At 58.9% G+C, this 11,564-nt stretch carries 11 protein-coding genes; 10 read left to right on the top strand and 1 reads right to left on the bottom strand.

What is annotated here, in order from left to right:
* Positions 1-83 precede the first annotated feature (83 nt).
* Complete coding sequence (locus tag RV1423_RS01370) at positions 84-1,388, top strand: YihY family inner membrane protein (RefSeq protein ID WP_034292274.1); 1,305 nt, start codon at positions 84-86, stop codon at positions 1,386-1,388.
* 13 nt (positions 1,389-1,401) lie between these two features.
* Here RV1423_RS01370 and RV1423_RS01365 read toward each other — a convergent pair whose 3' ends face one another.
* On the bottom strand, positions 1,402-1,722 hold the full coding sequence (locus RV1423_RS01365) for a DUF962 domain-containing protein (protein WP_034292272.1): 321 nt from the start codon (positions 1,720-1,722) through the stop codon (positions 1,402-1,404).
* A gap of 219 nt (positions 1,723-1,941) precedes the next feature.
* Here RV1423_RS01365 and RV1423_RS01360 point away from each other — a divergent pair, with 219 nt between their 5' ends.
* The 9 genes from RV1423_RS01360 to asd all read left to right on the top strand — a co-directional run bounded on the left by RV1423_RS01360 (position 1,942) and on the right by asd (position 11,395).
* The gene (locus tag RV1423_RS01360; protein ID WP_034292269.1) at positions 1,942-2,391 is read left to right on the top strand and encodes a CBS domain-containing protein; all 450 of its coding nucleotides are present in this window, start codon (positions 1,942-1,944) and stop codon (positions 2,389-2,391) included.
* Between the two features lie 149 nt (positions 2,392-2,540).
* Positions 2,541-4,427 (top strand): MFS transporter, encoded by a 1,887-nt coding sequence (locus RV1423_RS01355; RefSeq protein ID WP_034292266.1) that lies wholly within the window; start codon positions 2,541-2,543, stop codon positions 4,425-4,427.
* A gap of 52 nt (positions 4,428-4,479) precedes the next feature.
* On the top strand, positions 4,480-5,577 hold the full coding sequence (aroC, locus tag RV1423_RS01350; RefSeq protein ID WP_034292263.1) for a chorismate synthase: 1,098 nt from the start codon (positions 4,480-4,482) through the stop codon (positions 5,575-5,577).
* 174 nt (positions 5,578-5,751) lie between these two features.
* Positions 5,752-6,591, top strand: coding sequence for a M48 family metallopeptidase (locus RV1423_RS01345; RefSeq protein ID WP_051516406.1), 840 nt, complete (start codon positions 5,752-5,754; stop codon positions 6,589-6,591).
* Positions 6,592-6,711: 120 nt separating this feature from the next.
* Positions 6,712-8,112, top strand: a complete 1,401-nt coding sequence (leuC, locus tag RV1423_RS01340; RefSeq protein ID WP_034292530.1) for a 3-isopropylmalate dehydratase large subunit — start codon at positions 6,712-6,714, stop codon at positions 8,110-8,112.
* Between the two features lie 21 nt (positions 8,113-8,133).
* Positions 8,134-8,265, top strand: a complete 132-nt coding sequence (locus RV1423_RS01335) for an entericidin A/B family lipoprotein (protein WP_034292260.1) — start codon at positions 8,134-8,136, stop codon at positions 8,263-8,265.
* Positions 8,266-8,395: 130 nt separating this feature from the next.
* Positions 8,396-9,043 carry a 3-isopropylmalate dehydratase small subunit gene (gene leuD, locus RV1423_RS01330; RefSeq protein ID WP_034292258.1) on the top strand — a complete coding sequence of 216 codons (648 nt, stop codon included), beginning with the start codon at positions 8,396-8,398 and terminating at the stop codon, positions 9,041-9,043.
* A 107-nt stretch (positions 9,044-9,150) separates the two neighbouring features.
* Entirely contained in the window at positions 9,151-10,221 is a 1,071-nt protein-coding gene (gene leuB, locus RV1423_RS01325; RefSeq protein WP_034292256.1) for a 3-isopropylmalate dehydrogenase, read from the top strand.
* 67 nt (positions 10,222-10,288) lie between these two features.
* Positions 10,289-11,395, top strand: coding sequence for an aspartate-semialdehyde dehydrogenase (gene asd / locus RV1423_RS01320; protein ID WP_034292528.1), 1,107 nt, complete (start codon positions 10,289-10,291; stop codon positions 11,393-11,395).
* Positions 11,396-11,564: the final 169 nt, after the last annotated feature.

Genomic DNA, 11,564 nt, shown 5'->3' with positions numbered 1-11,564 from the left:
AGCGGAACCTTGCGCGCGGGAACGCGGTCTTCCGTAGCCACCGTGATTTTGATTGCTTCATCTTGCTTACTTTTCTGAAACCCATGCAGGGCTTGTCTCGTACACAGTTGCGCGATTTGTTCCGTTTCGCCGTCAAACGGCTCAATGACGATCGTCTGCCGCAAGTGGCGGGCAGCCTGACGTTTACCACCATCCTGTCGTTGGTGCCGATGCTGACGATCGCGCTGGCGATCTTCACGGCGTTTCCGCTGTTCAGCACTTTCCGCTCGGCGCTGGAGGCGTATTTCGTCCAGAACCTGATGCCCAAGGGCGTGGCCAACACCATCCTCGGCTACCTGAACCAGTTCTCCTCGAAGTCGGCGCGGCTGTCGGCGGTCGGCGGCGTCGCGCTGATCCTGACTTCGGTGATGACGATGGCGACCATCGATCGCGTGTTCAACCAGATTTGGCGCGTGAAGAAATCGCGGCCTTTGTTGCAGCGCATCCTGGTGTATTGGGCCATCATCACCCTGGGGCCGCTGCTGATCGGCGTGTCCATCAGCGTCACGTCCTACCTCTTTTCGGCCACCAACGGCGTGGTCACCAGCGTGCCGCTGATCGGCGCCAGTTTCTATACGTTGATCTCGGTGCTGCTTACCACCGGCGCGTTCACGCTGCTTTATATTGCGGTACCGAATCAATGGGTGGACTGGCGCGACGCTCTCTGGGGCGGCTTGCTGGCCGGCGTGGCGGTGGAAATTTCCAAGCGCCTGTTCGCCGCCTACATCATGAAATTTCCGACCTATACGATGGTGTACGGTGCGGTGGCGGCATTGCCGATTTTCCTGTTGTGGATCTACATGGTGTGGATGATCACCTTGGTCGGAGCCTTGCTGACGGCGGCCTTGCCGATCGTGCGCTATGAGCGCTGGTGGCATGTGGCGTCGCCGGGCAGCGAATTCATTGATGCAATGAAAGTGCTCAAGATCCTGCACGAGGCGCGCGCCAACGGCGAATCGGCGACGGTCGATGTCGGCCTGCTGCGCGCACGCACGCACCTGGGGCTGGAAGAGTTGCAAAACCTGTTGCAGAAGATGCTCGACGCCGGCTGGGTCGGTTCGCTCAAGGGCGACGCGCCGAAGAAGTCGGCCTGGAACAAGCGCCTGGCGGACGGGCTGGACCGCTGGACGTTGCTGATCAATCCCGAGTTCCTGAAGCTGGTCGACGTTTATCGCTTGTTCGTCTTCGACGCCGCCATGCTTGCGAACGAGGATCAGGAACTGGTCAACCGGGTCGAAAGCACCGTTTCCCTGGCGCTCGACCAGACGCTGGCGTCCTATTTCTCCGAAGGCGTGTACGCGCCGGACCTGCGCGAGGTGACATCGGTCGGCATTATCGTCAACCGTTAGGCGGGCGCTCCGGTCAGAACGAAATCTGCCCGGTCAGCATCTGCCAGTACATGACCCAGTCGCCTATGAATGAATAGAGCGGCTGGCGAAACGTCGCCGGCTGGTTCTTCTCGAACCGGAAGTGGCCGATCCAGGCGAAACCGTAGCCGCACGCCACTGCGGCCGCGAGCCACCAGAAATTGTGCGTCAGCAGCAAAAGCGCCAGGCACAGCAGAGCCAGTGTCGAACCGGTGAAATGCAACTGGCGGCAGGTGCGATTGGCATGTTCGCTCAGGTAGGTGGGATAGAACTCTTCGAAGCTGGCGTATTTTTTGTGAGGCAGAACTGTTGGCATGCTGGTCTCCTTGTGTTCTGGTGATTTCAGGGTAGACCTCGCCCATCGCGGAATCAATGAAAAAATTTCATTTCCGGCATCGGTTTGCGGTTGCCGAAACGCCCCTAAAGCCCGTACCATGCAGATACCGCCATTGTTTGTGGATTTTTGCCTTCGCTTGGGCTACATTCCAGACAGGAGCCTTGCGCTCTGTGGCTACAATAACTTAAGGATGACACCATGAAAGTCTCTGAAATTCTTAAAGTCAAAGGCAACATTCTCTTCACCGTGACCCCTGACACGCCGATCGCGGATGCCGTAGATGCGATGGCCGAGAAAGACATTGGCTCCTTGGTCGTCATGGAATTCGGCGAGTTGGTCGGCATGCTGACCTTCCGCGAAGTCCTCAAAACCCTGCAGGACAACAATGGTTCGGTCGGCCCCAACACCGTGCGCAAGCACATGGACGACCACCCGATCACCGTCACTCCCGACACCGACCTCAACGAAGTGCGCCGTATCATGCTCGAAAAACATGCGCGCTATGTGCCGGTGATGGACGCCAAGACGCTGCTGGGCGTGATGTCATTTTACGACGTTGCCAAGGCGGTGTTGGATGCGCAAGGTTTCGAGAACAAGATGCTCAAGGCCTATATCCGCGACTGGCCGACGGAAGAAGAGAATAATTGAATTGCCCGCGGGCGGCTTCCTGAACAGGGAAGCCGCTGTTTGCCAGAGAAACCGTTCATGTCGACATGAACGGTTTTTTGTTATCCGAATGACTGCTTTTTTGCCCGATTTTTGTCCATTTCGTTCAATCTGAGAATATCGCTCGCTACATGAGTCAATCCAACCAGTTTTCCCTGCTCGGCCAGCGCCGCTTTGCTCCCTTTTTCTGGACCCAGTTCCTCGGCGCTCTCAATGACAACGTTTTCAAGACTGCTCTGCTGACTATTCTCACCTATGATGCGCTGAGTTGGACCGACATTGACACCGGCCTGCTCAACAACCTGATTCCGGGTTTGTTCATCCTGCCGTTCTTCCTGTTCTCCGCCACTGCCGGGCAATTGGCCGACAAGATGGAAAAAGGCCGTCTGGCGCGTTACGTCAAGCTGCTGGAAATCGCCATCATGGGCCTAGCAGCCTACGGCTGGATGACGCATCACCTGTGGCTGCTGGTGATTGCGGTGGCTGGCATGGGCGTGCATTCGACCATTTTCGGACCGGTCAAATATGCCTACCTGCCGCAACAACTCAGGCCGCAAGAGTTGATCGGCGGCAACGGCGTGATCGAAATGGGCACCTTTGTCGGCATCCTGCTGGGCGAAGTGCTCGGCGCCGTGCTGGTGGTGCACAAGCCGTTCGGGCTGGAAATGGTGGCTGCGACGACGATCGGCTTCGCCATCCTCGGCTGGTTGGCCAGCTTGGGTATTCCACTTTCGCCGGCGCCCGCGCCGGATCTGAAGATCAACTGGAATCCGTTTTCGGAAATGGTGCGCAATCTCGGCTTTTCGCGTCGCAACCGGCCGGTGTTCCTGTCGATTCTGGGCAATTCATGGTTCTGGTTCTACGGCGCCATCGTGCTGGCGCAGTTCCCGTTGTATGCGAAGAATTATCTGCACGGCGACCACAGTGTGTTCGTCTTGCTGCTGATGGTTTTTTCGGTGGGGATCGGCGTCGGATCGCTCTTGTGCGAACGTTTGTCCGGGCACAAGGTGGAAATCGGCCTGGTGCCTTTCGGCGCGATCGGCTTGTCGGTGTTCGGTCTGGAGCTGTACTTTGCCAGCGTCAGCTACAGCGCCACCGCAGCCGTCGACGTGAGCGGCTTTATGGCGCAGCAAGGCAGCCTGCGCATCCTGTTCGATTGCGCGATGATCGGCGTGTTCGGCGGCTTGTACATCGTGCCACTGTTTGCGCTGATCCAGACGCGCTGCGATCCTGCGCATGTTTCGCGTACGATCGCCGGCATGAACATCATGAACTCGCTGTTCATGGTAGTGGCGGCCTTGCTGGCGATGGTGCTGCTGCGCGCGGGATTCACGATTCCGCAGATATTCCTGACCACGGCGATCCTGAACGCGCTGGTGGCGACCTACATCTTCTCGCTGGTGCCGGAATTCCTGATGCGTTTCCTGGCGTGGATACTGATCCACACCATCCATCGCGTGCGCACCGTCAACGCCGAGCTGATTCCCAGACACGGCGCCGCCGTGCTGGTGTGCAACCACGTCAGCTACGTCGACGCCATCGTGATCATGGCGACCAGTCCGCGGCCGATCCGTTTCGTCATGGACCACCGGATTTTCAAGGCACCGCTGCTGTCGTGGATTTTCCGCACCGCCAAGGCAATCCCGATTGCGCCGGCCAAGGAAGACCCCTGGCTGATGGAAAAAGCTTACGTCGACATCGCCCAGGCCTTGCATGAAGGCGACCTGGTCTGCATCTTCCCGGAAGGCAAGCTGACCAGCAACGGCGAAATCAACGAATTCAAGGGCGGCATCAAGAAAATCCTCGATCGCACGCCGGTGCCGGTTTTTCCGATGGCCTTGCGCGGCCTGTGGGGCAGTTTGCTCACGCGCGGCAGCGGCAATCCATTTCATCGCTCGTTCAAGCGCGGTCCGTTTTCGCGCCTGGAACTGGCGGTCGGCGAGCCGATCCCTGCCCGGCAGGCCACGCCGGAATACCTCCAGCAACGCGTGAGCGAACTGCGCGGCGAGTGGAAATAGGGCCTACACTGGTAAAATTCCGAATTCAGATCATTCAGAGCAGAGCTTCATTATGTCCGGCAATACCCTCGGCACGCTGTTTACCGTTACCACCTTCGGCGAATCCCATGGCCCGGCCATCGGTTGCGTGATCGACGGTTGTCCGCCGGGCATGGAACTGTCCGAAGCCGACATCCAGCCAGAACTGGACCTTCGCAAGCCGGGCACCTCGCGCCATGTCACCCAGCGCCAGGAGCCGGACACCGTGGAAATCCTTTCCGGCGTGTTCGAAGGCAAAACCACCGGCACGCCGATTGCGCTGCTGATCCGCAATCAGGACCAGCGCAGCAAAGATTACGGCAACCTGCTTGACACTTTCCGTCCCGGCCACGCCGACTACACCTACTGGCATAAATATGGTATTCGCGATCCGCGCGGCGGCGGCCGTTCGTCGGCGCGCCTGACTGCGCCCGTGGTCGGTGCGGCCGCGGTCGCCAAGAAATGGTTGTTCGAGAAATACGGTACGACGTTCAAAGGCTGCATGAGCCAACTCGGCGAGATCGCGATTCCGTTCGAGTCGTGGGATCACGTGCGCGAGAATCCGTTTTTTGCCGCCAACACCACTATCATTCCGCAGCTCGAAGCGTACATGGACGCTTTGCGCAAGGACGGCGATTCCTGCGGTGCGCGCATCGACGTGATTGCACAGAACGTGCCGGTCGGCCTGGGCGAACCCATTTATGACAAGCTCGATGCCGAAATCGCTTTTGCGCTGATGGGCATCAACGCCGTCAAGGGCGTCGAGATCGGCGCCGGCTTCAAGTCGGTCGCGCAAAAAGGCACCGAGCACGGCGATGCGCTGACGCCGGAAGGTTTCGTCGGCAACAACGCCGGCGGCGTCCTGGGCGGCATTTCGACCGGGCAGGACATTACGGCATCGATCGCCATCAAGCCGACGTCGAGCATCCGGTCGCCGCGTCCGTCGATCGATAAGGCCGGCCAGTCGACCCAGGTAGAAACCCACGGCCGCCACGATCCCTGCGTCGGCATCCGCGCCACGCCGATCGCCGAAGCCATGCTGGCACTGGTGCTGATGGACCATGCCTTGCGCCATCGCGCGCAATGCGGCGACGTGCACGTGACCACGCCGCAGATCGCTGCTCAAAAATAAACGAGATCCGCCGGCTTTTGCACCGGCGTCAGAACTGCGCTGAGGGATGCGGGTCGAATGATCCGCAAACATGGGGGAGGCGCCCGTCAATCGTGTTGATCGCGCGACAATGCGTCAGTCTTGGCGATGGCCGTAGCGTTTTCTCCTCTTTTTATTTTTGATGACGGAGATGACATGGCGCACCGAGTGCAAGGCCTGCAACAATTCCTGCCGCGTTTTTTGCTGGCTGCAGCCGTATTGGCGCTGGCGGCTTGCGAAAGCGTGCAAACCACCCAGAGCGGCGCTGTCGGCGTCACACGCCAGCAAAGCATGATGCTATCGGAGCAGGAGATCGATGCTGCCGCCGTCAAGGAATACGCCCAGGTGCTCGACGAGCAAAGGAAAAAAGGCGCGCTGAACCAGAGCCCCGCCCAGGTGCGTCGCGTGCGCGCCATTGTCGATCGCCTGATCCCGCAGACCGCGGTTTTCCGACCCGATGCGACCCGATGGAAGTGGGAAGTCAATGTCGTCACTTCGCCGGAGGCCAATGCCTGGTGCATGCCCGGCGGCAAAATCGCGGTCTATACCGGCCTGATCGAGAAGCTCAAGATCACCGATGACGAACTGGCCGCCGTGATGGGCCATGAAATCGCCCACGCTTTGCGCGAACATGCACGCGAACGGGCATCCGAGCAAGCCGTGACCGGTTCGCTGATTTCCATCGGTTCATCCATCCTCGGTATCGGCGAACTCGGTCAGCAGGGCGCGCAATATGCCTACATGGGGCTGATCGGCCTGCCGAATTCGCGCACCCACGAAACAGAAGCCGACCGCATCGGCGTGGAACTGGCTGCCCGTGCCGGTTACGATCCGCGCGCAGCCATTTCCCTGTGGCAAAAAATGGCGCAGATTGGCGGCAGCGAACCGATGAAGTTCATGTCCACCCATCCTTCGCGCGAAGACCGCATCAGTGATTTGACCGTCTATTCGCAGCGTGTGATGCCGTTGTACGAGCAGAGCAAGAAAACGCGCTGATACGGCGGCGTTGCCAGACACCGCGCCAAAACCACATTGGCGCCTCGGGAAAGGCCCGTTTATGGCATAATCAAAGGCTCATTTCAACGACTTGCGTTGCTTTCAGACGCCTGCATCATCATGCTCAAGACGCTTTACGACAAACTCTGGGAATCTCACGTTGTTCATACCGAACAAGACGGAACGGCCATTTTGTACATTGACCGTCACCTATTGCATGAAGTGACCAGCCCGCAAGCGTTCGAAGGCCTCAAGCTGGCTGGTCGCCAGCCATGGCGCAATGCCGCCAACCTGGTGGTGGCCGACCACAACGTGCCGACCACCAATCGCGCCAACGGCATCGTCGATCCGATTTCGCGCCTGCAGGTTGAAACGCTGGACGCCAATGCCAAGGAATACGGCCTGACTTATTTCGGCATGAACGACAAGCGGCAGGGCATCGTCCACGTGATCGGACCCGAGCAAGGCGCGACGCTGCCGGGCATGACGGTCGTGTGCGGCGATTCGCACACTTCCACGCACGGTGCTTTCGCCTGTCTGGCGCATGGCATCGGCACTTCGGAAGTCGAGCATGTGCTGGCGACGCAAACCTTGCTGGCGAAGAAGTCCAAGGCCATGCTGGTGCAGGTCGACGGCGCGTTGCCGCATGGCGTGACCGCCAAGGATATCGTGCTGGCTGTGATCGGCAAGATCGGCACCGCCGGCGGCACCGGCTACGCCATCGAATTCGCCGGCTCCACCATCCGCTCGCTGACGATGGAAGGCCGCATGACGGTCTGCAACATGGCTATCGAAGCAGGCGCGCGCGCCGGCATGATTGCGGTCGACGACACCACGATCAGTTACCTCAAGGGCCGCCCGTTTGCGCCGTCCGGTCCGCACTGGGAGCGCGCCGTGACTTACTGGCGCACGCTGCATTCGGACCCGGGCGCCAAATTCGACCTGGTCGTGACGCTCAACGCCGCGGATATCAAGCCGCAGGTTACCTGGGGCACCTCGCCGGAAATGGTGATCGCGGTCGACAGCCGCATTCCCGATCCGGACAAGGAAAAGGATCCGACCAAGCGCGACGGCATGGAAAAGGCGCTGGCCTACATGGCCCTCAAGCCCAACACGCCGATCGAAGATATCCGCATCGACAAGGTGTTCATCGGCTCCTGCACCAACTCGCGCATCGAAGATCTGCGCGAAGCGGCAGCGGTGGTGCGCGGGAAGTTCCGCGCTTCCAACGTCAAGCTGGCGATGGTGGTGCCGGGCTCCGGCCTGGTCAAGGAGCAGGCTGAACGCGAAGGCTTGGACAAGATTTTCAAGGATGCCGGTTTTGAATGGCGTGAGCCCGGTTGCTCGATGTGCCTGGCGATGAACGCCGATCGCCTGGAGCCGGGCGAGCGTTGCGCATCGACCTCCAACCGCAACTTTGAAGGTCGCCAAGGCGCGGGCGGACGCACGCATCTGGTCAGCCCGGCAATGGCCGCAGCAGCCGGTATCGCAGGTCATTTCGTTGATGTTCGTTCCTTGTAAAAAAACTACCTCGGTGAAAATATGAAAAAAATAATCGCTCTGGCCCTGCTGGCCGCTTCGACTTTGACGCTGACCGCTTGCAATACTGTCCAAGGTTTCGGCAAGGATGTCGAAAAGGTAGGTGAAAAAATGCAGGACGCCGGCAAGAAGTAGGAATAAAGGCAGTGGTGGCAACAGTTGGTATGTCGTATCGCTGTTGCCGATTCGTTTGTTGAAGAGATAGAAAAATCGGATTGACCAGGATCGCTGCACGGTGCGGCGATCCGTCATCGATACAAGTGCCATGAATAAATTTATCGTCCATGATGGTCTGGTTGCCCCGCTTGACCGCGCCAACGTCGATACCGACGCGATCATCCCCAAGCAATTCCTGAAGTCGATCAAGCGCAGCGGCTTCGGCCCCAACCTGTTTGACGAATGGCGTTATCTGGACCACGGCGAGCCGGGCATGGACAACTCCAAGCGTCCGCTGAACCCCGACTTTGTGCTCAACCAGCCGCGTTATCAGGGCGCATCGATCCTGCTGGCGCGCAAGAATTTCGGCTGCGGCTCCTCGCGCGAACATGCGCCGTGGGCGCTGGATCAATACGGTTTCCGCGCCGTGATTGCGCCCAGCTTCGCTGATATTTTCTTTAACAATTGCTTCAAGAACGGCCTGCTGCCGATTGTGCTGCCGGAGCAGCAGATCGACCGCCTGTTCGACGAAGTGAAAGCATTCCCGGGCTTCCGCCTGATCATTGATCTGGAAAAACAGATCATTACTACCGCGAATGGTAGTCAGACTTATCCGTTTGAGGTCGGCGAATTCCGTAAATACTGCTTGCTCAACGGCCTTGACGACATCGGTTTGACATTGCGCCAGGCGGACAAAATCCGCGCCTTTGAAGAGCGTCACCTGTACGATCAGCCTTGGCTGGCTAACACCATCTAAGCACGTTTGCAGGTTCTGGCCGGCCGGATGCGGCATCGCGCGATCGGTATGATCGGCGGCGATGCGGCAGCCGGCGATATTATTTTCCAAGACGACAAGACGACGACATGAAGATTGCAATTTTGCCAGGCGACGGCATTGGCCCCGAAATCATCGAACAAGCCGTACGCGTATTGAATACGCTCGGTGAAAAATTTGAAATGGAAACCGCGCCGGTCGGCGGTGCAGGCTATGAAGCGCACGGCCATCCGTTGCCGGACGGCACGCTGAAGCTGGCCAAGGAAGCCGACGCCATCCTGTTCGGCGCCGTCGGCGACTGGAAGTACGATAAGCTGGAGCGCGCGTTGCGTCCTGAGCAGGCCATCCTCGGCCTGCGCAAGCATTTGCAACTGTTTGCCAATTTCCGCCCGGCGATCTGTTATCCGGAACTGACCGGCGCATCGTCGCTGAAGCCTGAACTGGTGGCCGGCCTCGACATCTTGATCGTGCGCGAACTGAACGGCGACATCTATTTCGGTCAGCCGCGCGGCATGCGTGAAGCGCCGGATGGTCCGTTCAAGGGCGCGCGCGAAGGCTTTGACACCATGCGCTACAGCGAGCCGGAGATCCGCCGCATCGCGCATGTGGCGTTCCAGGCCGCGGCCAAGCGCGGCAAGCGCTTGTGCAGCGTGGACAAGGCCAACGTGCTGGAGACTTTCCAGTTCTGGAAAGACATCGTCACCGACGTGCACAAGGAATATCCAGATGTCGAGCTGACGCATATGTACGTGGACAATGCCGCCATGCAACTGGTCAAGGCGCCGAAGAACTTCGACGTGATTGTCACCGGCAACATGTTCGGCGACATCCTGTCGGACGCGGCCGCGATGCTGACCGGTTCGATCGGCATGTTGCCGTCGGCGTCGCTGGACGCCAACAACAAGGGCTTGTACGAACCGTCGCACGGTTCGGCGCCGGACATCGCCGGCAAGGGCATCGCCAATCCGCTGGCGACGATCCTGTCGGCGGCGATGATGCTGCGTTTCTCGCTGAACAAGGCGGAGCAGGCCGATCGCATCGAAGCCGCAGTGAAGAAAGTCCTTGCACAAGGCTACCGCACGGGCGATATTTATGAAGAGGGCACGACCAAGGTCGGCACCAGGGAAATGGGCGACGCCGTCGTCAAAGCACTGGGTTGATTGCTGGAAGTGGTTTTTTAACGCTGTTGTTCATTAATTATGGAAGTCCATTAAATAGGGAAAGATGATGAAACTGGTTGGTTTGGTTGGCTGGCGTGGAATGGTGGGTTCGGTCCTGATGCAGCGCATGCAGGACGAGGGTGATTTCGATCACATCGAACCGGTATTTTTTTCGACCTCGAATGCAGGCGGCAAAGCGCCGTCGTTCGCCAAAACGGCAACGACGCTGAAAGACGCCAATAGCATTGACGAGCTGAAAAAATGCGACATCATTATTACCGCGCAGGGCGGCGATTACACCACCGACATCTTCCCCAAGCTGCGTGCAGCCGGCTGGGACGGTTACTGGATCGATGCAGCGTCGACGCTGCGCATGAAGGACGACGCCGTAATCGTGCTCGACCCGGTCAACAGCAACGTCATCAAGGATGCGCTGGCCAAGGGCGTCAAGAACTACATTGGCGGCAACTGCACCAATTCCATCCTGTTGATGGGCGTGGGCGGCTTGTTCAAGGAAGGTCTGGTCGAGTGGGTCAGTTCCATGACCTATCAAGCGGCTTCCGGTGGCGGCGCCAATCACATGCGCGAACTGTTGAAGGGCATGGGGGTGATCAGCGCGGCGGTAGCCGATGAACTGGCGACGCCGTCGTCGGCGATTCTGGACATCGACCGCAAGGTCGCCAAGACCATTCGCGAGGACGTGCCGACCGAATACTTCGGCGCGCCGCTGGCGGGCGGACTGATTCCCTGGATCGACGCGCAACTGGAAAACGGCCAGTCCAAGGAAGAATGGAAGGGCCAGGCGGAAGTCAACAAGATCCTCGGCAACGAGAAGATCATTCCGGTCGACGGCCTGTGCGTGCGTATCGGCGCGATGCGTTGCCATAGCCTGGCATTGACCATCAAGCTCAAGCGCGACTTGCCGCTGGCGGATATCGAATCGATCATCCGTTCGGGCAACCAATGGGTGAAATGGGTGCCGAATGATCGCGCGCTCACCGTCAAGGAACTGACGCCGGCATCCATCACCGGCAGTCTGGAAATCGGCGTCGGCCGCGTGCGCAAGCTCAACCAGGGGGCGGAATATATTTCCGCCTTCGTGATCGGCGATCAGTTGTTGTGGGGCGCCGCCGAGCCGTTGCGCCGCATGCTGCGCATCATTCTTGAAAAATAATTGGCCAGGGAACGTCGGGAGGTTTTTCTGATGTTCTGTTGTCAATTTGCAACGCCAGCCCGTCAAACATTCCGTCATCGGAATGTTGGCGGGTTTTGACCATCTTGAGAACTTGGTTACACTTGCAGGCCTAAGTTCTTGATGATATGTTGAAAATTAGAATTTATCT

Origin of the sequence: Herbaspirillum sp. RV1423 (assembly GCF_000577615.1) — a bacterium.
In the GTDB taxonomy this organism is placed as follows: Bacteria; Pseudomonadota; Gammaproteobacteria; order Burkholderiales; family Burkholderiaceae_D; genus Herbaspirillum.
Note: the sequence above shows the minus strand (reverse complement) of the source record. Positions and strands in the feature narration are given on the sequence as shown.